This window comes from Vibrio sp. V38_P2S17PM301 (assembly GCF_009904845.1).
Lineage (GTDB): Bacteria > Pseudomonadota > Gammaproteobacteria > Enterobacterales > Vibrionaceae > Vibrio > Vibrio proteolyticus.
Map to the genome: position 1 here is coordinate 47,079 of NZ_WXWO01000060.1, position 26,328 is coordinate 73,406.

A 26,328-nucleotide genomic window follows, 5' to 3' on the forward strand; every position below is an offset into this window, starting at 1 on the left:
CGGCAGGTAGACCTACCTGCCTCCTGAGGAGGAAGCATGGGAAACAACACCTCCCGTAATGATGCGTTGTCCAGAAAACAGCGATTATGGCGCTGGCTGAAGAAGCCATTGCTGCTCGGCATACCAGTGGGCATATTTGTTCTGCTGACCGGCTTAGCCGGTTTTCAGGGTGTGATGGTGGCATCAAACCAGAATACGTTTTGTTTCAGTTGTCACCTAAAAATGGACACCATCGTTCAGGAATATAAAGCCTCGCCACATTACATTGATGAGCAACACGTTCTGGCGACTTGCGCTGACTGTCATGTTCCACACGAGTTCGTCGATAAAATGAAAGTCAAAATCATGGCCACTGCAGATATCTACTACATGTTGGCTGGCACCATCACCAAGGAGAATTTTGAACAACAGCGCCCTCGACTGGCGCAAATGGTCTGGGATGACATGGTCGCGAACGACTCGGCAAACTGCCGACATTGTCACGTGGGCGACAACTTCGATCTGAGCCAGCAGCCTCAGCGAGCCAGACTGAATCATGAGTTGATGGAGAAACGTGGTGAAACCTGTATCGACTGCCATACGGGGATCGCCCACAAACGCATCACCATCGAATAGCCTTATTGCCCTCCCTCTGCCCTCTTTATTCCCTCACATGTAAAGAGGGCTTTTCATACCAAGTCATTAACAAGGTAGATACAAAATCACAAAACCATCACTAAAAACAGGCAAGAGCCGGCATCATCCCTTCGTGTTTTAATCCACATAAAATTTGTACGATCTGAGTTCTATAAAAAACACTGTTTAATAAAAAGTACAGGATTCAGAATGAACAAGACAATTACCTTATTAGCAATATCGAGCCTGGTGTTAAGTGGATGTGGCGGCGGTGGCGGCGGAAGCAGCAGTGACAGCAAACCCGCAGCACAAACTGGTGAAGTAAAGTACGACCTGTCCCAGGCCTTCAAAGACTACTACCAGGCCAGCGCTATCCTGAATCTGGGTCAAGTTGGCGAAAGCGTGATTCATCCTGCCAACTACCGTCTGTTAATGGACAGCCAGGATCAGGTCATTGACTACAGTTTGTCTGCCGAACCCAGCAACAGTGCATCGAAATGTCAGCTCGCACCGTTTACTCCGTCATTAAAAGCAAAAACAAACTACGCTGATGACAACGCGATGACTTTGGAGAAACTGGGGAATCAACCGCTTTTCTTAATGAACATTGAAGGTATCCCAGCCAAATACAGCGAATCCACGTGTCAGTACGTAGACGTCAACCGCAGCTCAAACGAAAGTACCTCGAAAAATGTACTGGCGCTTGCCAATCAGGCAGGCGTCGTGAAAGAACTGGACTTTACGATTGAAAAAATCCTCGCTCGCGGTGATCTGGCCAATAACCTTTCAGACTACACTCTGGCAATTTCAACCACAGGCGACGTGTATCAGCTTGGCCTGAACAGTGCCAACGGCGAACCCGAAGTGAAAAAAGTCGCATCGACAGGGAGCACACGCTGGCAGCAGGCAACATCCGATTATCTGGTCTCTGATGTCAAAGACTACAACATCAAACTGTACTCATTGAAAGACAACAAAGAGTATAACTTTGTCGCCAAAGAGAATGTCGAGAGGCTTGCCATTGCTAACTCAACTCTGGCAAACAGCGAATTTATCTACACCAAATACTACTCTAGCACGAAGCTGTTTATCTTGGAGCTCGACAGCAGTACCGACCAATTGATCAACACCCGTGAAGTGCCAGCAGCGCTGATTGACCCGATTATCACTACGGATTACTCGGTGAATGACAACACCTGTCAAGTCACGTTTGGCGGTACCACAGAAACCATCTACGATGATTCCGACGCCTCATACTTCAACGGAAACCTGGCAACGAAAGACATCGCTGATTTCTTTATCTGCCAGTCAGATAACCGTAAAACACTGGCAGTACGCCAGGTCAACAAATCAACGGGTGATTCAAAAAACTACAACCTGTTTACTTTTACTTCTGACAAAGTCATCACCTTTGATAAAGCACTTGTCGCGGCCAACAACGCAGTGTACGTCAGTGCTGGTGAAGGTTACTTAGGCGCCTCCAACTACGAAGCGTACAAACTGGATTCGGCCAACAACCAACCTGTGTTGCTATCCGACCTCAGCAACGTACCCAGCGGCATGGTCATTACCCACGTGGATTCTATCGTCAAGTAATCTACTGACCGGGAAGCCTGTCGTGGGCTTACCCGGTTTTCCATCGATGACAGGATAAAATAATGAATATTCAACACTTGATTCTTCTTTCTGTCTCTGCAAGCTTGGTAGCTTGTGGGGGCGGCGGTGGCGGGAACAACAACAGCACACCAGCCCTTTCCCCAACCACCCGCAGCGTATCCGGGACCGCAATCGACGGCTACATCAAAGGCGCCACGGCATTTTTGGACCTGAACTACAACGGCCAACTCGACAGCGGTGAACCGAGCAACATCACGGATACGGAAGGGAATTACCAGCTGGCTATCACTGGGGACAACGCAGACTGCGTCGACTACGCGCCGATCGTCGTCAATGTCCCTGTTGGCGCTATTGATGCCGACCATCCAGACACCCCAATCAGTGAGGCTTACCAGCTGGTGTACCCGCCGGTCAAAGCCATCAGTGATAACGCCACCATCAAGTCCACTACGCCATTAACCACGGTATTGTGGAACCAGATTCAACAAGACATTCACAAGCAGTCTCTCAACAGTTGTCAGGCGCTGAAACAGGCTATTAACAGCCAGAATCAAATTGTCCAAAATATCAAAGAGCAAGAGCTGCGTATTGCGCAGCGCTACAACATCGACGTCAGCGACTTGTATGGCGACTTTGTGAAAAGTCAGAGTGCCGAGCTGTATCAACTGGCGCAAAACCTGATGCCAGCCATCAAGCGCTCATACGAAGAAACCAAACAGCTGCAATTGGCCTACCCGACGGCACAACGGGCGTATGTGGATTACTATTGGGAATACTGGGACTACACGGCAAAACAAACCGTCGACAAATGGTATCGCAAAGAAACTGTTCTTTTTGCCAACAAGCTCAGCAGCATCACGCAGCAGGTGAGCGCTGATCTGAACAATCCATTGCAACTCAAGGAGCGAATTGAGCGCAATACCAAACAGGTCGATGGATTAACTTACAGCAAAGAAGCCTGGCTGTATCTGGGGACAACGTCCGGTACTTATCGTTGCCTGATTGATGAAACGTTTGCCCAGCAACCACAAGCCAATGCCCTGACCATTTATGGCATCGCCAACCGCTCATTCACCGACGCCACCGAAGACAGCTGGCAGGAGTGTGTGAACAACAATGTCGGCAACGATTACTCACAACAGCTTTACACTGCGACTTACGACAATGAACGAGATCAAATGTTGTTGAGTAAAGGAAACTACTACTACCAAAAGAACCCGAAATATCCGGATTTGGTGAACCTGCAAGATCGTTTGGATAGCTATCAGCGAGGCGATCTTGATGTGTTGAGTAACCTCTCAGCGGAACTGAGCAATACACAAGATCATGGCGCTGATAGCTGGTCTCGTGAAAAATATCAGTACATCAAGAACGGCACCAACGATTACACCGGGATACTGACTATGCGGTACTCCAGTGGTTTGTGGACGCAGGAGCATTTTTACCAAAACGGCACCCGAACTTACCAATGCTCCGATGATGGCAGTAGTTGGTCTGCAGAAAACTGTCCAAAAGAATAATAAGTCCCCTAACAATTAGCCACCTGACGGTGGCTTTTTTTCGTAGGCGATTGAGGATGCTCAATAAGGACGATTTAGGCCAGATTAAAAAACAACTCATCGTCAGTCATATAGCGGTGCTTCGATCCCATGTTTCGCAGATGCATAAACATAAAATCAGGGAAACCGGGCGCAATCATGTCGTTGGGTTCCCAACAAATACCACCAATGAAAATATAACGCCCCTGACACTCATCGGTGTGAAGCGGATTGTTGAGTGGTGTCGACAATTCCGCTCTGACGCCTTCCACCACACACACGATCTGCCCTTTGACCACGCCAACAACGCGTTTGACCAGGTTGGCTTTAATACCACAACGCCAAGCCTGACGAGTGGCCATTTCATAACCCTGTTTTCTCACCCCTTTCTGGATGTGCACTATCAGATTCATCCGGGAACTCCCGAGTTAACATCCCGTTACTATAACTTAACTAAGTGTACGTCGCAGAGCGAGATTTTTATCGTCACCATCATGGGTGTTAATGGCGAATTTACATTGTAAAGATTCGTTGGCATTAACCGACATTCGCCAGATCCGGAACTGCAACCCAGATTCCGATTGATAAATCGCTCGCCTTAGTTCACATTGAAATCAATACGATAACGTCGCAGTGAGCGCGCAAAAATGAGTCAAGGATAGGTATGTCTGTAGTCAGTTTTTTTCAACTTCTCGGCCTCGCGGCCATCTGGGGCGGTTCCTTTTTATTTATGCGTATTGCTGCTCACAGCTTTGGCCCGGCGTATCTGATTGAAGCTCGCGTCGGTTTTGCGGCGTTAAGTTTGCTACTCGCCGCGTTGTATTTACGTAAAGGCTTGCCCCCTCGCCAGCATATTCGCCATTTCATGGTTGTTGGCCTGATAAACAGTGCGATGCCATTCCTGTTGTTTGGTTACGCGGCGCAAACGCTGAACGTATCAACCTTATCAATATTAAACTCCACAGCCCCTATATGGGGGGCACTGATCGGCTATTTGTGGCACCGGGCACCACTGACCAAATCCGCAATTCTCGGAATGCTCATTGGTATTGCAGGCGTGTCCATTCTGGTTGGCTGGGATCTATCAGTCTCAGGTTACGACAAACTGATACCGATGATCGCCGCAACGTTGGCAGCCACCAGCTACGGACTGGCAACCAACTACACCAAAAATGCACCACAAGTGTCCTCATTCGACAACTCCCACGGCAGCATGTGGGCAGCCACCTTATGGGTTCTGCCACTCCTGCCCTTTGTGCCGATGCAACAGACCCCAACCGGTACAGAAATGCTGTCCGTGGTTGCGCTCGGTGTGGTTTGTACTGGCATGGCGTATCTGCTGTATTTTAATCTGGTGCGTGATATCGGCCCTACGTCCACTTTGACCGTCACCTTTCTGATCCCAATTTTTGGCATTTTCTGGGGCTACCTTATCCTTGATGAACCCGTTGGCTTTAACACCATTGCTGGCACCGCTCTGGTGCTTGGCGGCACCATGCTGGTTACCGGCTTTTCCCCGGTTAAATTCCTGAAACGTCAAAGGATTAGCCAAGTATAACCAGCACCTTATCAGCTAAAATATTTTTCTATAATGTCTTAACAATTAAACACTGTTCGATTATGCTGTGAGTCTATTATTCAACAGAGGAATGGATCAGCATGAAGACGTCGCTGATGGCTCTATTTGCGGTAAGCACGCTTGCCGGTTGTTCAAGTATTAGTGTGGAAGAGTGTCAGACAGCAGACTGGTATCAAACCGGATATCGGGACGGCCAGAACGGCAATAATCCAAACATCGTCAATGATTACGCCTCCGATTGTGCGGAAGCCAACATTGTGGTGGATAAAGTGGCATGGCAAAAGGGTTTCTCTCAGGGTACACGACTTTACTGCGCACCCAACAACGGTTACGTGGTCGGCTCTCAAGGGCGAACTTACTACGGCGTATGCGATAGCGACCAATTCCTGAAAAACTATCAGCTCGGCAAACTGGAATACCAGCGTCAGCAACGGCTGACTGAGCTGAATAACCAAATCGCCGATCTTGACCGTCAGATTTCCTCAGCAGATAAAGGCGATTCAAAGAAGCTGGAAAGGCTTCGTGCGCAGCGCAAAGATCTGGCGCGTGAACGCTCGTCACTGCTGACGCCAAACGTTAACTTTCGTTTCGACTTCTAGCCCAGAATAACCGAGACACCATTCTGGCTTAAATACTCGATGTCGCCCTCAGGGGCGGCATCGTCTGTCAACAGCACAGAGACGGCACTGGTTGGTCCGATGGCCGACGGATAGATCTGACCAAACTTGCTCGAATCGGTCAAAACAATATTGCGCCGTTTCTTGGCGATAATCGCCGCCGCAATATCGGCACGCATCATATCGCGACTGGTAAATCCGGTATCCTGATGATAGCCATCAATGCCCAGAAAGGCAGTGCTGAAATGGATATTTTCAATACATAACCTGGTCAACGGCCCCACCAGGCTTTCCCCCTGATGCTGATAAACACCACCGAGCAAAATAATATTGGCCGATGTACTGCGTATCAAATGCGCAATGTACGCTGACGGCGTAATAATGGTCACGTCGCCACGTTCTGCCAGAGTACGCGCCAGCAAAGCATTCGCACTTCCACCTTCAATCAGAACCGTTTCATTAGCCGCGACCAAATCCGCCGCTTTATTAGCCAACGCCTGCTTTATATCGAAACGAACAGTCAGACGGCTATCCATGTCATCACTTTGCAGTGCCATTGCGGCACCGTGTACCCGTTTTAAATAGCCCTGTTGCTCAAGAACATTCAAATCCTGCCTGATGGTTACTCCTGACACGCCGAGCAAGTCAGAAAGTTCCGTCACCTGCACGCGCTTGCGCTCATTCACGACCTGCAGGATTTCATTTTGCCTTGAGTTCACCGTCTTCTCCGTTACGTATTAACTTTCATATCTTACCGCACACAGGTTTCATTTGAAACATCGCCCCGCTCGCGAATGCATTCATAAAATGAGCACTTCTTAACCAGAGTCACATCATTAATATGCATTTATGGTCATACTTATTCTTTCCCATACGCATTGAAAGGATATCACGCAGATGACACCTCTTTTGCTCTTTCGCGGCGCACGCCTGGCTTGGCTGTTCATGGCGCTGGCGGTCAGCGCCTGCTCAACAACACCGACCGCCTATATTGCAGCCTACAGTAAAGATGCCACTCAGGTGACATCTCGGGTGCAAACACTTATCGATGATTACAACCACTCAGCACGCAACGAAGAGCTGGCGACTCTGACCACCAGCCCACACAGCGTCACCAAAGATGCTTTAGCCGGAGCGGCGCGATCTGGGTTGCCAGACATTAACGCGGTCGCCCTGTTTCAGGCCAATCAAGCACTGCACCAGTATGCGCAGTCTCTGTTCCATCTGAGTATGACAGCCAGCGATCAGGCGGTTGCTCTGGCTAGTGTGGAACTGATTGAATCGTTGAACACGCTGAACAAATCGTACGAAAAACTCCAGTCAGAAACGCTGCTGACCCAAGATCAAAGCGCGACCGGTGGACGGGTGATCGGCCAGATCAGCGCCACTTACCTGCAAAACAAACGTGCCGACGCCATCAAAGCCGTTGTCATGGACGCAGATCCGCTGGTGCAAGAACTGACCGAACGTCTGGCAGCGGATATCCTCCGTCAGGACTTTATTCGCCGGCTTGAAATCGCGCGTGATACGGAGCTGTCGCTCTACCTGACAGCGGTCAACAACACATCACGCAGTGATTTATTACGGCGGCATGAGGCGGTTGAGCAAAGCTATGACAAGTATTCAGCCATGATGGCTAGCCTGGCGTCGGTGGAAGCAACCGCCAGCGCGCTGCGCAAAATGGCCCGAGCACATCATGTCATCGCCACCGAAGTCGCCGCGGATCGTTTCACCTCTGATGCCCTGAAGAAATCGGTCAGCGAACTGCACGCCACTCACAAGATGTTCGCCTCCCTCGAAGAAATGATGCAAACCTGCCCGAATCAGATAGTGGTTGGAGCCCGCTCCGCCCGTTGTCCGGAATGAGGAATTGAACCATGGATAAAACCGAGCTAAGAAATGAATTGTACGAAACATTGCTTCAAATCAATCAGTTGATGGCCGTCATGACCATAGGAAGTCGGGAGTATGACGAACTGTGGCACAAACAGCGTACCTTGAGATTGCAGTACGATGATCTGGTTAGTGCCTCTCTGACAGACACCAGTCAGGTAGCTGACGTGATGCATTTGCTGAGCGAACTGCGTCGCCAGAGCCAGCAGGCTCGCGACGATCTGAATAACCAAATCGAGCAGTTTGAAAGCGTAGCAAAGGTACTTAATACGGTTTCTAAAGTCAGCTCAGTGATGGCAGACGTCATTCGTTGAATACAAGCAGAAAATAAAGGAAGTCAGTATGCATAAAAAGCTTGTTCTAGGCCCGATCCTGGGACTGGAATCAGACCACCATTATACGGTCGTGGTGGTTACCGACCAATCAGCAGGCTCGGTAAATGTCAGCTATCCGCATCATCAACCCGTACCAGCCCAGCTGATTGGGGAGATCGACAATGGCAAAGTATGGCGCATGGAGCTCAACATTGATTCTGCGGGCGAGGAAACCATTGACTATACACTGCAACAAGATGGCCTGACGCTACTCGATCAGCGTGGCAAGCAGCGCTGGTCGTTCTATGTTCCTGGCGACAAAGAGAAACCAAAGTTTGCGTACGCATCGTGTAACGGCTTCTCGGATTTAACCCTGATGAACAGCACCGAAGCACCTTTTCGGCTCTGGGAAACCATGGCACAGGAGCACCAGCGTGAACCATTCTCCCTACTCCTGATGGGGGGCGATCAGGTATACGCCGACTCGATCTGGACCAAAATCACCGCATTGAAACGCTGGAATGAACTCGATCGCAAAGACAAGGTAAAACGCCGGGCCACTAAGGATATGACTCGACAAATTGATCGCTTCTACAGTGAATTGTATGTCGACCGCTGGAACAAAGAACCCATCGCCAGCATGCTGGCTTCTATTCCGTCGATTATGATGTGGGACGACCACGATATCTTCGATGGCTGGGGCAGTTACCCAGAAGACATTCAGACATGTGACGTCTATCAGGCTATTTTCCGTTCCGCACGCAAACATTTCGAGTTACTACAAATCCGGGGCGTGCAGAACCAAAGCTTAATGTCAGCAAATAACCAGCCTCGCACGCACTATGGCGCCGCCCTAAGCTTTCACGGCTACGATATTTTGGTGCTGGACAATCGCTCTGAACGCACCTTGTCTCAAGTCATGGGATCCGCTCAGTGGCAGTCCGTCACGAAATATCTAAAGCACAACAACAACCAGACTCTGCTGGTCATGAGCGCCGTCCCGGTGGTGTACCGGGACTTTTCCTTTGCCGAAAATGCCGTGGATGCTACGCCATGGGAAGAGGAGCTGACCGACGACCTCAAAGATCACTGGCGAGCGAAAGAGCATGAAGGAGAACGTTCACGCCTGATCATGCATCTGCTGGACAGCGGCACACGGCGTCAGGGGCGCAGTGTGATTTTATCCGGCGATGTGCATGTTGGCGCGTTAGGAGTTATCCGCGATCTGCGCAGTGCTGACAATCGCGCAGTGCATCAGGTCGTGTCATCCGGCATCGTGCACCCGGCGCCAAGTTATATGCAATGGCTGGGGATCTGCGCAATTACCAATGACCGTACAGAATATCTGGATGAGAATCATCACATTGTCGCCGATATGCTAAGGCCATACGGTTCAGACAAATACATTCGCACACGTAACTTCGCGACGTTGCTGGAAGGTAGCGACCAGAAACTGTGGGTGAACTGGCTAACCGAAGGCAAAGACACCCCCGCCTTTCCGATACTCTGACCGTAAACTTGTTCGGGCCGACCGGCGCCATGGAGCGCCGGTTCGGTCATGATACATTGGCAACCAATACTTTTTTCAATAACATGGCCAACTGAGTTTTCTCGTCCTCTTCCAGCATGTCCAACATGGTATTCATGTTTTCTACATGCGACTCGAGTGCGGCATCAAGCGCGCGCTGGCCTTCTTCCGACAATCGTACTTTACAGCTACGGCGGTCGTTTTCACTGGCAATCCGCTCTATCAAACCACGTTGCACCAGCTTTTCAATCCGAGTACTCATCGCGCCGGACGATAACATCAGGGTTTGATACAACTCCGTTGGCGTCAGTGGCATTTGACTGCGTCTTAGCGTCGCGAGAATGTCGAACTCGATACTGCTCAACTGATGTGCCTCAAACACTGTTTCAAGCTGCTTTTGCCAACTTTGATTGACCCGGCGCAAGCGTCCGACAACTCCCATCGCAGAACAATCCAAATCAGGTCTGGCCTCACTCCACTGCCGCAAAATGCCGTCTACTGGGTCTTGCATACATCTTTTCTCCAAAAATATCTTTCAAAAAAGATACTTGATCGAAAGTTAAATCTCTATTATTTTTTAAAAAGTATCTTTCATAAAAGATACTTTTATAAGAGAAATATAGCCACACAGGAATATCAACATGCAACGGATTCAACTTCTGATGACATTGGCGCTGACCGCCATCGCCCCCATTGTGTGGGGCAGTACCTACATAGTGACGACGGAACTGCTACCGGCCAACAGCCCGCTTATCGCCTCAATGCTCAGAGCACTCCCGGCGGGTATTGTGCTGGTGATGCTCAGTCAGACTCTCCCTCAAGGCAAATGGTGGGCACGTCTGGCCATTTTGGGCTTCCTGAACATTGGATTTTTCTTCTACTGCCTATTCTTTGCCGCTACGTATCTTCCCGGTGGGATGGCTGCGTTGGTGATGTCGATTCAACCGGTACTGGTGATGGGGCTGAGCTATGTACTGCTTAGCAATACGCTCAGTATGAAACAAGGGATCGCCAGCATGTTCGGCATGGGTGGCATCGCCCTGCTCGTACTCAATAATCAAGCGGAATTAAACACCAATGGAATACTGATTGGCCTGCTGGGCACCGTCAGCATGGCGTCCGGGGTCGTGATGACCAAACGTTGGGGACGTCCGTCTGGCATGACACTGCTTAGCTTCACGGGTTGGCAACTGCTCTTTGGCGGTTTGATGTTGCTACCGGTGGCATTGTGGATGGAAGGCTTTCCGGAACACCTCAGCATCAAAAACTATCTTGGCTACGGATATCTGACGGTAGTGGGGGCCATGCTTGCCTACTCACTTTGGTTTCGGGGCATCGAGAAACTGCCCACCATCACCGTATCGTTTCTGGGCTTCTTGAGCAGTGTTTCCGCTGTCGTGCTCGGTTACATCGTCCTCGGCCAATCGCTAACCTGGTTACAACTGTGCGGCGCGGCGGCCATTTTGTTGTCCATCTTGCTGGCCGCGCCTAAGTCTCATTCATCTCAATCAACCTCTTTGACCAACACGAAAAAGGAATTCGCATGAAACTCACCATCATCTCCGGCAGCCAACGTGCGCAGTCACAAAGCTTCAACGTCGCAAAATACCTGAAACATATTGCGGCACCACATTTCGATCAAACGCAGATCCTTGATCTGCATGAACTTAACTTGCCTTTGTGGAATGAAGGCGTCTGGAATGGCAGTGAAGAATGGAGCCCGTGGAAAGTAGTCGCGTCAACCCTTAAAGCGTCTGATGCGTTTGTCTTCATTACCCCAGAGTGGCACGGTATGGCGACACCTGCACTAAAAAACTTTCTATTGCTGACCACCGACGATGAGCTGGCACACAAACCCGCTTTGGCGGTCAGTGTGTCCGCCAGTGTCAACGGCGTGTATCCGATCAGTGAATTGCGCATGACGGGCAGCAAAAACAACCACGTCTGCTTTCTGCCGGACCATTTGATCTTCCGTGACATTGACACCTCACTCAATCTGGAACTGACAGACGCTGGCGAGTTCATGCAGGCGCGAAGTCAATATACGCTGAGCCTGTTGGCCGCTTACGCACACGCACTGAAGCCAGTTCATCGGGATATGCTGCAGGCCGGTAAACCGTTCCGCTATGGCATGTAAGGAGGCTCATATCCGGGAAGAACGCCGCCAATGACAATCAAGTTGCATAGCAAAGTTTAATCTTGACGACAAACACTCTGATTAGGTGAACAATGCGGAATCTGCTTAGAATGCCAGCCAGAAGATTTGTCATACTCTTACCCAAAATCAAGGTGTTAAAATGTTTGCAGTTGATGATGTCGTCGTTGCGACAAAAGGTGTTGATCTGGGCCAAATGAAAGTGGTTGGCCTCAGTGGCGGTGGTTTTTACGTTCACGTCAAAGTGGGTGAAATCTCGCTGACGTACCCTGCTCATGATCTGAAAAAAGCGTAATCGACCCGCTCGATTACCCAAAACTAAAGGCAGCTTACGCTGCCTTTTTGTTTTGCTTCAACGCCCCATGTCAGAGCCACTCGCCATCACTTAGTGGAAGCGGCCAGACCAGCGGCAAATCCAACAAACACCCCACCACTGACTTTATTCATCACTTTTTTGCTTTTCTCTGAAACCAGTTTGACCCTGACCGCCGATGAGAACAGCGCATACACACTGTGAATCACCACCACCAGGCCACAGAACGTAACCGACAACAGAATGAGTTGTGGCGTATGCGACTGAGAAACATCGATGAACTGTGGGAAGACCGACATAAAAAATACGATGGCTTTGGGATTTGAAATCGACACCAACACACCTTCACTAAAACACTGATAGTGAGAACGACTCGCCGCCCCGTGACGGGATGAGAGTCTGGCATCGGAACGCCACATTTTGACTCCGAGATACAGCAAATACATAGCCCCGAGCAACTTGATGGCGGTAAAAATAAATACCGACTGGGAAAGGACCACCCCCAGACTGGTGGCTGAAATAGCGGAGATACACAAGATGCCCGTAGCAATACCCAATATGCCAGCGAATGCTTTCCGTATTCCATTCTGGATGGCGTTATTGACGGTCAGCATTACCGCCGGCCCCGGCAAACAAATGGTTGCTGCCGCTAACAAAACGTATACAACGTAATTCTCCACACTAATTCCTTTCCTTGCTTTTAGTTTTCACTGCTTCCGCACATCTCTCGGAGCCAGCATAAGCAACACTATTTACATCGAATGCCTTACGTCATGAAACATTAAACACCTGTTGAAACTCAATTGCGTGTCATTGTTCGGTAATAAGCTTTTGGTGTTATCACTGAGATAAAACACTTCGGGATCACGCTCTTTATACATTTTGGTGCTAGCGTTAACTCGTTTAATATTTTGTAGAAACTTGGCTTGATAGTTAACTTACACAGAAACAACCCAAGTAAGCAACATAATGCACACATAAAAGTTCAATATTTAGTTATTCTAACTATAAATTCAGTAAATATCCGCATAGCCAATATGATAATATGGCCTTATTTATCAGCATGTTAATAGAACTCGATGAGCATAACAATTAATGCCGATGGACTAAGCATTGTCCATAAAGGCTCCGGCGGCGAAGCCAATGCCACTTTACCTGATGTGTGCTTAACAACGGTGGGGAATGCCGTGGTCCCCATTCCCTACGGGAATAGCGCAAAGTCGACCGACCTCGTTAACGGAAGCAAAACAGTCTCCGCAGATGGCGCAAATAGTATTGCGATCAAAGGCTGTAAATTTTCCAAGAGTACCGGAGATGCTGGCGGGGATAAAAAAGGCGTCGCATCAGGCACCATAGAAGCAGAAGCCGAATTTATATCCAGTTCACCTACGGTTAAAATTGAAGGCAAAGCCGTGTGTCGCTTAAGCGATCAAATGACGATGAACAGTGCGAACACTCTGTGCCTCGGTGGCTTAATGCAAAGTTCTGTTAAGCACACCCCCGATAATGAGGGCACATATACAATCGATCTGTCGCTGCGTTATTCAGATGGCGACGCGGTTCAAGATGCTTCGTATACCGTCATCGATAGCCAAAATACCAAGTTTGAGGGGCATTTAGACAACGAAGGCAAAGCCAGCGTTAGCGGACTCGCGCCAGGAGAATACTCCGTTGAATATGGCGAAGACGCCAGAGATTTTGTCCCGAATGAGCCAACTGAGGCAAACCCGGATTTTAATGCCGCAGCGACTGCCGAAGACATCATCAACCAGGCAAAAAAAGGAAAGCCAGGGTATTGGGAGTCCACCAAATCTTCAATATTGGGTGCATTTCAGTGGGTATGGGGGGTCATACAAGGGGACTTCAACGAAGACCAGACTATCGCTCAAATTATCACGAGTGCGGGCATTACAATGATCCCGTTTGTTGATCAAGCCGCAGACGTACGAGATATCGTGGCGAATATCATGAAATTGAGCAATGAAGAAGGAAGAGAAAAAACAGAAAACTGGGTCAACCTGACGCTGAGTCTCCTTGGTTGCATTCCTTCCCTTGGCAGTGTGCTCAAAGGCGTCGGAAAAATCATCGTTAATATCGGCAAAGACATCAGATTGGATGATCTTCTGGCCATTTTACGCAAGTTGGGCAAAGGGAATCCTGAAAAATTTTTGCGCGAATTAAAATTCACGAAATATACCCAAGACTGTGCCAAAATCTTGTCCGATGTCCTTATCCCATCTATTGAAGCGTTTGAAGAAATGGCGGGGTACGCAAACAGATTAGGCTATGCCGCACTGAGTAATACCTTAAAATCGGTAGGCGTTGAACTAAAGATTATCGATGACATGGCCCCCGATATGTTCAACCAAGTCATGAAAGAGATGGACGACAACGTGGCCAGAATCACCGCCAAATCCGGCAAAGTGTATCCCGCCCGTTCAACCTACGATGCGAAACCTACCGCCCAACATGGAAATCGGAATGACGTCGCTAACCAAAAAGATAAGAAAAAAAAGAACGATTGCCCACTGTGCGGCAGAACCATCAAAAAAGGCGCAAAGGAAAACAACAAGAAATTCTGTAAAGGCGCAAAGCGTCCTCAATCTGGCAAATATGACAAAAAGGGCAACAGTGCCTTTTTAGCTAAAAACCTGCTGAATGATGGCTGGCATGCTGGTATCACTACCAAAAACCCGGCCGGCAAAGATTACAAAAATCACCCTTGGTGTGATAAACGCAATACCAGTTCGGGTAACCTGCAAGCTCATCACGTGATCACTTCTAAATCCGTCATGAACGATGAATGGAAAACGTACCGCAACCATTTTAAATATGACATTGATGAAACCAAAAACGGGGTGTTTTTGCCGTCGGCCACTGACGTTGCCTGTCAGTTAGGAGTGGCGATACACAAAGGGCCGCACGCCAGGGGCATTGACTACACCAATTTTTTAGAACTGATGAAAACGGGCGAAGACATCCCGGATTCATTGGACGCTAAGCTGCGTGTCGCAAACGCTACCTATATAAAGGCAATACGAGACGAGTTAGAAGAAATAGAGAAATTTATTGAAACTGGCAGGTTTTGTTATGATAAAAAACAAGATCATGAATTCTTTACAAAAATGAGGGATTTAAGTAAACGCGGAGTAGGATATATTGATGATTTCCGTTGGACCATCACAGGTTTTGGTAAGGACTATCGCTCTGGTATGAGTATTGGTTGTGCCAATGGCAAAACCGAGAGAAAAAGCAAAAAGCGCATCCCATGCATTCAAAGGAAAAAACATCCACTAGGTCAGCACGATTTAAAAAACGCCAAAGGACAACTGATGACCAAAGCGTTGATTGGCAATACATTAGAGATAGGAAAATGAGTGAATATTATTTAATTACCAGCAGTGGTCCCTGTGCGATGACTGAAGTGAGTGACCACGATAAGCGTTATATCAATTATAAAGAGTGCGCCCGCCCGCCAATTGAACCTATTCGTATCTACGAAACCTTCAAACCGGAAGAAGACTATGAAACTCCTGAATTTGTGCGCACAAAAGTAATCGCGTTGTCTAAACGAGTGGTAATGGAAGCGGGTCTACAATACCTCTATGGCATCAATTGGGTGCCTGCATACATCAGTAATGCCAATGGACACCGCGAATATTTGTTCATCAACTATCTGCAAGAACTTAAATGTGCCGATCTTGAGAAGTCGGAGTACTCGTCCATTGATTCATTGGGCGGAATAACGGGGTTAGAAAAATTGGTGCTAGATGAAACGTTACTCGCGCAAACCCCTCTCAATCAGAGGCTCATTTTTATGATGGCAGAGTCAGCGCGCATTCTTTTTCATCGTTCCATCGTAGAGCGCATCATGGCGACCAATCCGATCAACACCACGTTTAAACCCTGCGAACAGGCTATTTAACAAGGACGTAGTATGACATTCATTCCTTTTGACAAAGCCGCTGTGGCCACTGTTCTGCCTGAAAACCGCGCGAAATTTGTGTTCACGCAACCGGATGTGTATATGCATTTTGGTGACATCAAAACGCTGTATATCTATGACGATATCCTCGAGGAACTTGACGAAAAATGGCTAGATCAACTCACACAGTGGTGGGGAGAGTTGGATTTTAACACGCCCAATTCCGAGCATGATCTGGATAAAGTGTGCACAGAGTATACCTTTATCGATTTTGCTCTCCTACCGGAGCTGGCTTCTCTCGATGAGCACGGCTTAAAAGACACGCCACTGGCGTGGGATGGAAAAGAGCTCGTTATCAACACCGACTTCCTTGCCGGGCTGCAACAAGCAGGAGCGGTCGATGTTTGGTTTGATAAACTGTACTAACTCACTAGCTTGCTAACCCTAGAGCACTGGGCCTTCTGTCAACAAGCCAGGCCCAGCCCTTAAAATGGATACCGTGAGCGGCCAGGCCAGTGAGCGTTTTCAATTTTTATAAATGGCAATATGGGTAATAAAAAATATAAACAATGGATCTAAACGGCGCCTTTTCGGTTAGTAGGTATTGAAACCATCACAGCTCGTGTTCGGTACGGGCGATGATGTCATCCTGCGTGTCTGGTGACAGCGCGGTAAAGAAGGCTGAATAGCCCGCAACTCGTACGACGAGATCGCGATATTGCTCAGGGTTCTTTTTCGCCGCCAGCAAGGTTTCACGAGAGACGATGTTGTACTGCACGTGCCAACCTTTGTGGTGATTAAAGAAGGTACGAATCAGCATCGATAGCTTGAGCTTATCTCCTTCTGAAGCGACAGCCGCTGGGTTTAACTTCTGGTTAAGCAGCACACCACCCAAGATTTTATTGGCTTGAATTTTACCGACAGAGTTGTACACCGCCGTTGGTCCCAAACGGTCAGAGCCCGATGCTGGACTTGCGCCTTCCGCCAGTGGCGTTTTCGCTTTTCGACCATCTGGTGTTGCCATCGTGGATGCGCCAAATGGCACGTTGGCAGAGATGCTCGATGTTCCCGCGTAGTAGCCGCCACCAATTGGACCGCGCCCATGACGTGTATTGACAAATTGCGCCAACTCATCGATATAAACTTGGTAAGCATCAGCCAGCAATTGGTCGACATAATCGTCGTCATTGCCGTATTTTGGCGCGAAGTTTATTAAGCGTTGGCGAAGTTGTTCGTTCTCAATACCAACGAAGTCTTCTTCTAATGCTTTTGCCAGTTCCGTTTGGCTGATTTGTGCTTTTTCAAACACCAAATGTTTGATCGCCGCCAAACTGTTACCTAAATTGGCGATGCCCACTTGCAGGCCAGATACCCAATCGTATTTCGCTCCGCCTTCTTTTACTGTTTTACCACGCGCCAAACAGTCATCCACCAGCGATGAGCAGAAAATATCTTGCGCTTGCTGCTCAAGCACGCTGTCGACTACGGTATCGATCTCAATCGATTTACGTGTGTAGTAGCGAATTTGCTCCGCCCAAGAAGCGGTGACTTGCTCAAAGCTCTCGAAGTTACCTTTTGCTAGCGACTTATCATGCGGCAAGAAGGCTTTGCCCGTCGTTGCATCCACACCTTCGTTAAGCGCAGCCAGTAAAATACGCGCAAAGTTAATGAAGCTCATGCCCGTGCAACGGTAACCCCACTTGCCTGGAACAGCAGTTTCAATACAGCCAATAGACGCGTAGTTGTAAGCGTCTTCTTTCTCGACACCTAGCTTGATGAACTCTGGAATGACGATTTCATCGTTGTTGAATGCAGGCATACCGAATCCGCATTTGATCACTTCAATACAGCCCATCAAGAACGCTTGATTCAGACCTTCATGATAGCGAACACTCAAGTTCGGTTGCGTGGAACGTAGCTGACCACAAGACTCCAAAATCGCCCAAGATAGCGGATTTACGGCGTCTTCAGGTTCTCCATTCTCATTCAGCTTTTGGCCACCGATACAGACATTTTGATACAGAGGAGAACCTGCCGACGCTTTTGAGTGCGCACCAGAGCGAATCTTGTTTACTTCAAGCAATTTCAACCAACAGCTTTGCAATAGCTCAAGGCCGAACGCTTTGTTCATCGCACCACTTTCAAGATCACGCACGTAGTAGTCGTTTAGGAACTGGTCCATCCGACCGAATGAAACAGAGTGGCCATTCGATTCAATTTGCAACATCAACTGCACAAAATAGCTCAGTTGCAGAGCTTGCCAGAAGTTGGTTGGCGCATGGAAAGCCACATGACGACAGTTTTCTGCGATTGTCTCCAGTTCCGCTTTCCTCTCTGGTCGCGTTTCGTTTTGTGCCATTTCCAGAGCGAGATCGGCGTAACTCACCATGTGCTCCTGAATCGCAAGCAAGACAATTTCGACGGACTTATAAAACTGCTCTTTCTTCAATCCATCATACGTCGACACGTCGTTATTAGCGCGATGCTGACGAACCTCATCCAGCAAACCGTTCATACCGATCTTCAGGATTTTTTCGTTATCCACTGCAAGGTGCGCGTCGCCCGAAGTCATGTTGCCCTCTGCTTTAATGATGGTGCTGGCTAAGATCTCTTGCTGCTCGTCGGTAAAGAGTCCATAGCAGCGATCTTGAACCGTTTTACCACGCCAGTATGGCGTAATGGCGTGAATGCTTTGTTTGTCTTCTTCACTTACCGCAAAACCAGCCCCTGGTCGGTCGGCCAGTTCGTCGATTTCCGCTTCAATCCAACGCACCGTGTATTCAGGGAAGATCGGCGCAGCGCGTACTTTGCTCGCTTGGTTACCGACAATCAGCTCGTCGTGCTTAATCCAAATGGTACGAGTGCGTAAGTGCTCTTGTAGCGCCAGCGCTCGTTGCACAATCACAGGTTTGTCTTCATTTGCCTGATACGCCCGAGTATAAGCCTCTGCGCGCTCAGTACAGATAGGCGGCGTTACAATGTTGACCAGTGCAGATTTGTGGGCCTTGATTCGCTCTGGAAGGGTATGTAGGTCCATGGTTAACCTCCAACAATCACGTTAAGTTGAGTATGTTCGCTTGCGTATTGCATTGCGTTTTCTAGCAGTTCTGGATTATTTAATGGTTTGTCAGAACACTCGTAAGGCATATCGAGCAAACGGTATTTATTGATGCCGAGGGTGTGATACGGCAGCAAGTGAAGTTCTTGACAGCTTTCTAATGAAGCTGCGAAATCAATGATCGCTTTGAGCTCATCAATGGTGTCATTGAAGCCCGGCACAACCGGCACACGAATCACAATGCGTTTGGCAATTGGTGCCAATTTTCTAAAATTGTCTTTGATGCGTTTTAACGATCCCTTCGCCCAGCGGAGAAACTTTTCTTCGTCGGTGTGTTTAAGATCCGCTAACCAGCAATCAATATAGGGCACGACTTTTTCTACGTTTTCCCACGGAACATGCATGCACGACTCCACCGCCGTAGACACGTGGTTTTGATGCAAACGTTCGGCAAGTTCTGCCACAAGACTTGGCTGCATCAGCGGCTCGCCACCAGAAAACGTCACACCACCTTGGCTTTGATCGTAGAAAGGCTTGTCTTTCATCAACACTTCAAACAGGTCGTCCGATTTCGCCGCTTCTCCACATATGCTGAGCGCTTGTGTTGGACATACGTTTCGCAGCGCAATGATCTGCGCTTCGCTCATGACGTTTCGATTGATGATGATGTGATCGTCAATGCGTCGGATACCATCGTTCGCCATGTCGCCGTTTACGGTTTGTTTATAAGCTGACACACAAAGCTGGCAGTCCGCCATACAACTGCGCTCATCAAACAGAAGAGAGTGCTTTTCACTGCGGCTTTCTGGGTTTTGGCACCAAGGACAGGACAGACTGCATCCCTTCAGAAACAGAATGGTGCGAATACCATCACCATCGTGGGTCGAGAACCTCTGAATATTGAAATACATTACTGTCCGCCTCTTGGTTTGCTCTTCTACTCTTCACGCTTTTCTTTTGCTGAAAGCTTCATTTGATAATCAAAGATTGGCACTTAACTTTCGTTTTGTGAAATTATTATAGTTTCAATTGAAATTACAATTGATCAAAATCAAGATCTCAGCGGATTGTCAGATCTATAGTGATTCCATCATTACAACGAAGATTTTGTATAAGGTAGAACCCATGATCGAACTCTATTTAGATACTGCTGACGTGGCAGAAGTAAAACGCTTTAACCAATGCCTACCTCTGAAAGGGGTAACCACAAATCCAAGTATTTTGGCGAAGTCAAAACAAGGCTTGAACCAAACCTTAGCTGGCATGCAAGAAGCGTTAGGGGGCACACCCCGTTTCCATGCTCAAGTGGTGAGCACAACTGTAGAAGGCATGGTAGAAGAAGCACGCCAAATCCATGAATTACCTTATGATATGGTCGTCAAAGTGCCAGCAACCGAAACGGGCTTAGCGGCAATTAAGTTAATGAAAAAAGAGGGAATTCAAGTGCTCGCTACCGCTATTTACTCTGCTCAGCAAGGTTTCCTTGCGGCATTGTGCGGCGCTGACTATCTTGCACCTTATGTGAACCGTATAGATACGATGAACGGGAACGGTGTAGAAGTGGTTGCAGACCTGCAATTGCTACTGGATCAAAACCAACTGCCTGCAAAAATTTTGGCCGCGAGTTTTAAAAATACCCAACAAGCGATGGAAGTGATGACGTTAGGCATTGAAGCGATCACCTTGCCTGTCGATGTGGCCGCGCAGATGTTTTCTCATCCAGCAGTTCAGCCGGCTGTCGATCAATTTGACAAAGACTGGAAATTCACGTTTGGTGACAAGCTTTCATTTGAAAGTTAACCCAGAAGATTGAATGGGTAAGCCGGGATCATCTCCGGCCTCCCCAACAAAACGCTTGCTCTGATGTTATGGACTGACCTGCTGTTGCTGAGCCCAAATAACGACTTTTTCCAACAAACTTTTCTGTACTCTCCGTCTGCTCTTTTTGCACAACGCTGTGTGGGTCACCGCATGCTGGTTGATGCACTCCCAGTGCTCGGTGCTTAGGTACGTCTTCATAATGTGGTCATTCTCCACTAACAGACTCATGGGAATATGTGCTCAGTTGACACGCTAAGCACACTCTTTTTCGCCATTGATTAAGGTCCAGACCGATCGCAATTCGCGATATCGGCTTGATCAGCCGCTTTGTGACTGCGTTCGTACCAATCCACATGACGGGTCAACAGCATCACCAGGCTGAGTATGGCAAAACAGAGCAGTGTCCCCATCAATAACGCATAGCTTTCTGCCTGCAACAACCCAAATAACAGGCCATAGAGTATCGCCAAACTTACGCCAAACGCCGCACCTTGCTTACGATTGCACAGCATGCCACCCACGTAAACACTCAGCAATCCCGTCGATGCCAGAGCCGACACCAGATAGGCAAGGTTGAACCCGATGTGCTCACTCATTGAAATCAGCAGCAAGTAAAACAGCGCCAGCGCCAATCCGACAAAACCGTATTGAATCGGATGCACCGGACGCGCCTGAAATATTTCCAGCAGGAAGAAACTGGCAAACACCAATGTGATCACCAATAAAGAGTAATTCACTGTGCGATGGGACTTCAGGTAGTGATCCACCGGCTCGATCAGGTCGACCCCCATTTGTCTCTGTTCCAACTCGTGGCAAGCGCTGTTGGATGACAAACAACTCATGAATAATTGAGCAATATTGGTGGAGAAGTTGTTGCTTGACCATTGCGCGTTAAAGCCAGAATCCGAAATCTCGGAAGACACAGGTAAATAGTCACCGATAAAGCTCGGGTGCGGCCAGGACGATGAGAGCGCAACCGTCGTCCGATTCCCAATCGGCGTAACTTGCAGTTGTCCCATGCCTTGCAGTAAAAAGTTGAGGTCAAACTCAAGCGATTGACTCACATCGAGTTGCGTAAGGCTTAAGTCACTGTGAAAACCTTGTGGCAGTTGATCTAACCCGGTGCCCGGCGCCACATCGAGAGCGCGTCCCGCCAACGTCATATCATCTAAGCGGATCAGCCCACGACTGTCTTGGATCCCGACAACCAGACTGACGGTTTTGATATCAAACTTACGCAGCGTTTCTATCTCTCGGAGATCAAAGGTGCCCTTTAATTTGGTCTGCGCTTTATACAGACGTGCGCGATAAATACCGCGGTATTTTTCAAAGCTATCGAGATCCGCGCTCATATCAAAAGTGTCGGGCAGAATGAATGTCTGGCGCGGGGTTCGATACGTTTTGTCTTCTCGGGACTCCGTTTCAACGTAGTCCACTAACACAAACGGACCGATAATTCGCTGCTCACCACTGCTGCTGCGCGCAATGTCATTACGCACGGCTTCCTGACGATCCGACCGCTCGGAGATCAAGCCACTGACCATGGACACCGGAATCTGAAGTAGTACAAACAAAAACAGCACGAAACCAAATTTCATGCCGAGTGGATTGTTGAGGATTTTTTTCATGTTTTGTTCTCCCTGAATTGATGCTTTGACTCTAAAACATCAATGTGGAGAACGAATGGAGCCTGTGTGGAGTTTTTATGGAGTTGGCAGATTCAGCGTCACTTGCACGCCCCGCGCGACATTGTCGATACGAAGCGTGCCATTGTGCAGCTTCATCACTTGTTCGACAAAATTCAGCCCCAATCCGGTACTTTTCACCCCATTCTCCCGCGCCAGGGAATAAAAGCGCTCAGTCAGGCGAGGCATGGCGTAATCGGGAATATGAGGCCCGGAATTAAAGACAGACAGTCGGATCGTCGGCCCGGATACCGTCGCCTGCCACGTGATCTCGCCTTCCTGTGCGACAAAATCCAGCGCGTTATCCATTAAATTAAATAGAGCCTGTTTGAGCAAAAAGCGTTCGCCGACAATCACACTGTTCGGGTCAATGTCAACGCGACACACCACCGCTTTACTGCTCAAGCGAGCGTCTGCGGCTTGTACGACGTCGTTCACCGTATCTTGCAGTGAAATAGACTCCAGATGCTCTAACTGTGGACGCTTTTCCAAACGTGCCAGCTCCAACAATCTGTCGATCAGCGCCTGCATGCGATCACTTTCACGCTCAATATTGTTGGCAAAACGGGCGATTTTCTCGTCCGGCAGCGGCATTTGCAGAATTTCACTGGCCCCTTTGATGGCAGACAACGGGCTTTTCAGTTCATGTGTGAGGGTTTGCACGTACTCTTCCACATACTGCTTGCCATCCAGTTGATTACGCATTTTCTCTAACGCATCACTGAGCGTGCCGTACTCATAAAAAATCCGAAATGTCGGCTTGGCAATCTTTTCACCTTGGCCTGTTTTCAGTGCGTACTGCTCCAGCTTGTTGAGCGCGGAGTGAATGCGCCACGCAAATAAAGCACCGGCAATTAATACCAGCCCGCTCATCCACACCATCCAAAACAACACATTACGCTTAGACAGGTCGATAAACGGCTGTACTGAACGATTCGCTTTAGCGACCGTGACACTGCCAATAATCTCACCGTCATGATAGATCGGCGCTGCGACATACATCACTGTCGACAAGGGATCATTCGGGTCGTCCGCGGTGCTGCGAGCCCCATATTGTCCCCGCAGAGTCAGATACACGTCGTTCCATTGCGAGAAGTCCTGGCCAATATCCTGCTGCCAGGAATCCGCAATCACAATGCCTTGTTTATCGGTAATATAGATTCGATGATTGATGGCTTTCTTGCCAATTTCCCAAATACGCGCCTGAGGTTCACGCTGGCCATAAGACGTGAGCAGTGTCGAAAAGCGGCTCTGGGATAACTGGCCATTGGCGACGTCTTCTTCGGCCAGCACCGCCAGCAGATTCGCCATATCCACCAGCGTCTCTTCGGTCGTCTGACGCACGGTCGGCTTCAGCTCCTGAATCACGGTTCGGCTCACCATATATGCCGTCATGCCTACCAGGACAAAATAGAGAAAGAACAGCCGTAACCCGAGCGGAATTTTCGGCCAGCGACTCATGATTCACCTGTCGTCTGATAGAAGTAACCGAAACCACGTTTTGTGCAGATCCGCTCGGCAAGGTTAAAAGGTTTCAACTTACTGCGGATAGCTTTGATGTGCGTGTCGATGTTACGTTCGTACACTGCGTCTGGCGCCATGTCCGCTGCAAGCATCAGTTGCTCTCGACTCAGCACCTTGGAATCTGCGTTGATCAATTTATGCAAAATCTTAAACTCCGCCGCCGTCAATCCCAGCATCTGACCGTTCACGCAATAGTCAAAGTTTTGTGCGCTCAGCTCTTGGCTGACTGGTAGCGCAGCGGACATAGCCTGAGACGCAGGAACGCGTGACTTGATGCGCAGCTTAATACGCGCCAGCATTTCCCGAGGACTGAATGGCTTTGTCACATAATCGTCCGCACCAATTTCCAGCCCCACAATGCGGTCGATTTCGTCGTTTCTGGCGGTCAGAAAAATAATCGGGACGGCCGAAAACTCGCGGATCGTCTTACACAATTCGAAGCCGTTGCCGTCAGGTAAACCAACATCAAGTACCAGCAGCGCAACAGGATTGTGTTGTAGATACGCCAGCCCTTCTCCTGCTGTGGTAAACCACTCGGCGTGGTAACCGTCCATGTCGAGTACATGAATGAGGTTCTCAGCAATCGCCGCCTCATCTTCGATGATGACTACGGTTAACTTATCGCTCAATATCTCGACCTCGTACGCTGTTGGTGATGGCAAACCACGATGTTGGCCCAATGACCTGATCCCGCCTGTGTGAATGCTTTTTTGCTTTGTTCATTTAATCCAGTGTTAACGTCATAAAGCGGCTATTCGGATCCGGCAGATAGCCAGCAAAAGGCTCACAATATTCGAAGCCATACTTCTGATACAAAGTCCTTGCCGGACGAAAAAAATCCATCGAACCGGTTTCAAGACTGATCCGACGATAGCCACGCAAGCGGGCCTGTTCAATCACATGACTAAGTAAATCTGACGCCACCCCACGATTTCGGGCGCTACGCGCTGTGCGCATTGACTTGATCTCGGCATGGTCATTGTCTAACTCTTTCAGCGCTGCACACCCCAACAACTCTTCTTCCTGCCAACCTGTCCAGAACGTCACCGAAGGATGTTTGAGCTTGCCGAGATCCAACGCGTGTACGCTTTCCGGTGGAGAGGTAGCGTACATGTCTTCCAGATGTTCTTCTAGCAGCGCAATAACGGCTGCGCGATCCAAATTGTCCACTTCGATCTTCATTGCATTTTCCCGTGCTAAGTGATTCATCTTCCATGAAATGATGGGATTTAATCTAAAAACTTTCAGAACAAAACGCAATCGCTAATAACCTCATCAACTAGATAGACTGACTGCACAGGTTATACTCAAACCATTGATGCTGCTGAGAATACCACCCGTGCCAACCCTGCTGATCACCATTGCTGCAATGATAGCCTTCGCTGCCAACTCCTTATTGTGTCGTCTGGCTTTAAGTAACGGCGCGATCGATGCGGGCAATTTTACCCTGCTGCGCTTGCTTTCTGGTGCATTAACCTTAGCAATCATTGCCTTTTTAACACGGCGCCCCATCGGCTTACGCAGTGACTGGCGCTTTAGCATTCAAGCCGGCCTGGCGTTATTTGGTTATGCGATCTTTTTCTCGTTTGCGTATCTTGAACTGTCTACCGGGACAGGCGCTTTGTTGCTGTTTGGTTCTGTGCAACTGACCTTATTGGCGGTATATCGTTGGCAGGGTAATCGCTTTACTGCTCAGGAGCTATGCGGCGTAATCGTGTCATTACTGGGGTTTGTGTGGCTGATGGCACCCGCTGCCAGTCGCCCGGATCCGTTGGCTGCGCTGTTGATGATCGTCTCTGGGTTGAGTTGGGCTGCGTTCACACTGCTCGGCAAACAAGCTCAATCCCCGCAAAAAGCCATTACACAAGGCTTTATTGTCGCTGCCGCACTGAGCTTGCTAACACTGCCCTGGCTGCTCCTCTCCTCATCGCTCTCTTTGCAGGGTATCGTTCTGGCCACCATCTCGGGAGCCCTGGCATCGGCTCTGGGTTACATTCTCTGGTATATCGCTGTCGCGCGGATTTCTTTGCTGCAAGCCTCAATCAGCCAGTTGGCCGTTCCTGTCATCGCACTCTTGCTTGGTGCCCTTTGGCTCGGAGAGGCCATTACACTACTCAATATCACCACCAGTGCATTAGTATTAGGC

Annotated in this window: 26 protein-coding genes; 16 read left to right on the top strand and 10 right to left on the bottom strand. The window is 48.9% G+C overall.

Translation table 11 applies throughout. The features are described 5' to 3' along the window. The first annotated feature begins 36 nt into the window (after positions 1-36). The 3 genes from CAG64_RS14210 (at position 37) to CAG64_RS14215 (ending at position 3,752) form a co-directional block, all read left to right on the top strand. Complete coding sequence (locus CAG64_RS14210) at positions 37-615, top strand: NapC/NirT family cytochrome c (RefSeq protein WP_161488545.1); 579 nt, start codon at positions 37-39, stop codon at positions 613-615. Between the two features lie 210 nt (positions 616-825). Further along, positions 826-2,211 (top strand): hypothetical protein, encoded by a 1,386-nt coding sequence (locus tag CAG64_RS23645; protein WP_202600943.1) that lies wholly within the window; start codon positions 826-828, stop codon positions 2,209-2,211. Between the two features lie 62 nt (positions 2,212-2,273). Beyond that, positions 2,274-3,752, top strand: coding sequence for a hypothetical protein (locus tag CAG64_RS14215; RefSeq protein ID WP_161488544.1), 1,479 nt, complete (start codon positions 2,274-2,276; stop codon positions 3,750-3,752). A 74-nt stretch (positions 3,753-3,826) separates the two neighbouring features. On the opposite strand, the gene CAG64_RS14220 is transcribed toward CAG64_RS14215, so the two are convergent. Continuing rightward, positions 3,827-4,183 (bottom strand): hypothetical protein, encoded by a 357-nt coding sequence (locus tag CAG64_RS14220; RefSeq protein ID WP_021706116.1) that lies wholly within the window; start codon positions 4,181-4,183, stop codon positions 3,827-3,829. Positions 4,184-4,434: 251 nt separating this feature from the next. Between CAG64_RS14220 and CAG64_RS14225 the strand changes: the two genes are divergently transcribed. Together CAG64_RS14225 and CAG64_RS14230 are read left to right on the top strand one after the other, a co-directional pair. Beyond that, complete coding sequence (locus CAG64_RS14225) at positions 4,435-5,328, top strand: DMT family transporter (RefSeq protein ID WP_161488543.1); 894 nt, start codon at positions 4,435-4,437, stop codon at positions 5,326-5,328. Between the two features lie 101 nt (positions 5,329-5,429). Continuing rightward, positions 5,430-5,948 (top strand): DUF2799 domain-containing protein, encoded by a 519-nt coding sequence (locus CAG64_RS14230; protein ID WP_161452677.1) that lies wholly within the window; start codon positions 5,430-5,432, stop codon positions 5,946-5,948. Here the strand turns inward: CAG64_RS14230 and CAG64_RS14235 are convergent. After that, a complete protein-coding gene (locus tag CAG64_RS14235) occupies positions 5,945-6,685 on the bottom strand; it encodes a DeoR family transcriptional regulator (protein ID WP_161488542.1) in 741 nt (246 codons plus the stop codon). The genes CAG64_RS14230 and CAG64_RS14235 overlap by 4 nt on opposite strands. A gap of 178 nt (positions 6,686-6,863) precedes the next feature. On the opposite strand from CAG64_RS14235, the gene CAG64_RS14240 reads away from it, so the two are divergent. The 3 genes from CAG64_RS14240 to CAG64_RS14250 are packed head-to-tail and all read left to right on the top strand — an operon-like array spanning position 6,864 to position 9,683. Beyond that, on the top strand, positions 6,864-7,832 hold the full coding sequence (locus tag CAG64_RS14240) for a hypothetical protein (RefSeq protein ID WP_161488541.1): 969 nt from the start codon (positions 6,864-6,866) through the stop codon (positions 7,830-7,832). 11 nt (positions 7,833-7,843) lie between these two features. Then, entirely contained in the window at positions 7,844-8,173 is a 330-nt protein-coding gene (locus CAG64_RS14245; RefSeq protein WP_161488540.1) for a hypothetical protein, read from the top strand. A 28-nt stretch (positions 8,174-8,201) separates the two neighbouring features. Then, positions 8,202-9,683, top strand: a complete 1,482-nt coding sequence (locus CAG64_RS14250) for an alkaline phosphatase D family protein (protein ID WP_161488539.1) — start codon at positions 8,202-8,204, stop codon at positions 9,681-9,683. A gap of 46 nt (positions 9,684-9,729) precedes the next feature. Here the strand turns inward: CAG64_RS14250 and CAG64_RS14255 are convergent, their stop codons facing one another. Beyond that, entirely contained in the window at positions 9,730-10,212 is a 483-nt protein-coding gene (locus CAG64_RS14255; protein WP_021706109.1) for a MarR family winged helix-turn-helix transcriptional regulator, read from the bottom strand. 130 nt (positions 10,213-10,342) lie between these two features. Between CAG64_RS14255 and CAG64_RS14260 the strand changes: the two genes are divergently transcribed. The 3 genes from CAG64_RS14260 (at position 10,343) to CAG64_RS23650 (ending at position 12,151) form a co-directional block, all read left to right on the top strand. Then, complete coding sequence (locus CAG64_RS14260; RefSeq protein WP_161448948.1) at positions 10,343-11,248, top strand: EamA family transporter; 906 nt, start codon at positions 10,343-10,345, stop codon at positions 11,246-11,248. Continuing rightward, positions 11,245-11,838, top strand: a complete 594-nt coding sequence (locus CAG64_RS14265; protein ID WP_021706107.1) for an NAD(P)H-dependent oxidoreductase — start codon at positions 11,245-11,247, stop codon at positions 11,836-11,838. The genes CAG64_RS14260 and CAG64_RS14265 overlap by 4 nt, the downstream gene beginning before the upstream one ends. 160 nt (positions 11,839-11,998) lie before the next feature. Further along, positions 11,999-12,151 carry a hypothetical protein gene (locus CAG64_RS23650; protein WP_021706106.1) on the top strand — a complete coding sequence of 51 codons (153 nt, stop codon included), beginning with the start codon at positions 11,999-12,001 and terminating at the stop codon, positions 12,149-12,151. An 86-nt stretch (positions 12,152-12,237) separates the two neighbouring features. On the opposite strand, the gene CAG64_RS14270 is transcribed toward CAG64_RS23650, so the two are convergent. Next, positions 12,238-12,849 carry a LysE family transporter gene (locus CAG64_RS14270; protein WP_161448946.1) on the bottom strand — a complete coding sequence of 204 codons (612 nt, stop codon included), beginning with the start codon at positions 12,847-12,849 and terminating at the stop codon, positions 12,238-12,240. 399 nt (positions 12,850-13,248) lie between these two features. On the opposite strand from CAG64_RS14270, the gene CAG64_RS14275 reads away from it, so the two are divergent. The 3 genes from CAG64_RS14275 to CAG64_RS14285 are packed head-to-tail and all read left to right on the top strand — an operon-like array spanning position 13,249 to position 16,520. Further along, positions 13,249-15,546, top strand: a complete 2,298-nt coding sequence (locus CAG64_RS14275; protein WP_161457401.1) for a PAAR-like domain-containing protein — start codon at positions 13,249-13,251, stop codon at positions 15,544-15,546. After that, a complete protein-coding gene (locus CAG64_RS14280; RefSeq protein ID WP_161489074.1) occupies positions 15,543-16,094 on the top strand; it encodes a hypothetical protein in 552 nt (183 codons plus the stop codon). Before CAG64_RS14275 ends, CAG64_RS14280 begins: the two co-directional genes overlap by 4 nt. A 12-nt stretch (positions 16,095-16,106) precedes the next feature. Beyond that, positions 16,107-16,520: a hypothetical protein gene (locus CAG64_RS14285; RefSeq protein WP_161457798.1), complete on the top strand. Its 414-nt coding sequence runs from the start codon at positions 16,107-16,109 to the stop codon at positions 16,518-16,520. Between the two features lie 187 nt (positions 16,521-16,707). On the opposite strand, the gene CAG64_RS14290 is transcribed toward CAG64_RS14285, so the two are convergent. Both CAG64_RS14290 and CAG64_RS14295 read right to left on the bottom strand, forming a co-directional pair. Continuing rightward, positions 16,708-19,131, bottom strand: a complete 2,424-nt coding sequence (locus tag CAG64_RS14290) for a formate C-acetyltransferase/glycerol dehydratase family glycyl radical enzyme (RefSeq protein ID WP_161457797.1) — start codon at positions 19,129-19,131, stop codon at positions 16,708-16,710. 2 nt (positions 19,132-19,133) lie between these two features. Beyond that, on the bottom strand, positions 19,134-20,063 hold the full coding sequence (locus CAG64_RS14295) for a glycyl-radical enzyme activating protein (RefSeq protein WP_161457796.1): 930 nt from the start codon (positions 20,061-20,063) through the stop codon (positions 19,134-19,136). A gap of 214 nt (positions 20,064-20,277) precedes the next feature. Between CAG64_RS14295 and CAG64_RS14300 the strand changes: the two genes are divergently transcribed. After that, positions 20,278-20,952, top strand: a complete 675-nt coding sequence (locus CAG64_RS14300) for a fructose-6-phosphate aldolase (protein WP_161488919.1) — start codon at positions 20,278-20,280, stop codon at positions 20,950-20,952. Positions 20,953-21,251: 299 nt separating this feature from the next. On the opposite strand, the gene creD is transcribed toward CAG64_RS14300, so the two are convergent. The 4 genes from creD to CAG64_RS14320 all read right to left on the bottom strand — a co-directional run bounded on the left by creD (position 21,252) and on the right by CAG64_RS14320 (position 25,364). Continuing rightward, a complete protein-coding gene (gene creD / locus CAG64_RS14305) occupies positions 21,252-22,601 on the bottom strand; it encodes a cell envelope integrity protein CreD (protein WP_161488920.1) in 1,350 nt (449 codons plus the stop codon). A gap of 75 nt (positions 22,602-22,676) precedes the next feature. Then, on the bottom strand, positions 22,677-24,119 hold the full coding sequence (gene creC, locus CAG64_RS14310; RefSeq protein WP_161488921.1) for a two-component system sensor histidine kinase CreC: 1,443 nt from the start codon (positions 24,117-24,119) through the stop codon (positions 22,677-22,679). Further along, positions 24,116-24,811: a response regulator gene (locus tag CAG64_RS14315; protein ID WP_021706096.1), complete on the bottom strand. Its 696-nt coding sequence runs from the start codon at positions 24,809-24,811 to the stop codon at positions 24,116-24,118. Before CAG64_RS14315 ends, creC begins: the two co-directional genes overlap by 4 nt. Before the next feature lie 94 nt (positions 24,812-24,905). Beyond that, positions 24,906-25,364: a GNAT family N-acetyltransferase gene (locus CAG64_RS14320; RefSeq protein ID WP_021706095.1), complete on the bottom strand. Its 459-nt coding sequence runs from the start codon at positions 25,362-25,364 to the stop codon at positions 24,906-24,908. Between the two features lie 157 nt (positions 25,365-25,521). Here CAG64_RS14320 and CAG64_RS14325 point away from each other — a divergent pair. Then, positions 25,522-26,328, top strand: an 807-nt coding sequence (locus tag CAG64_RS14325; RefSeq protein WP_161489073.1) for an EamA family transporter, incomplete at its 3' end; no start/stop codon positions are given.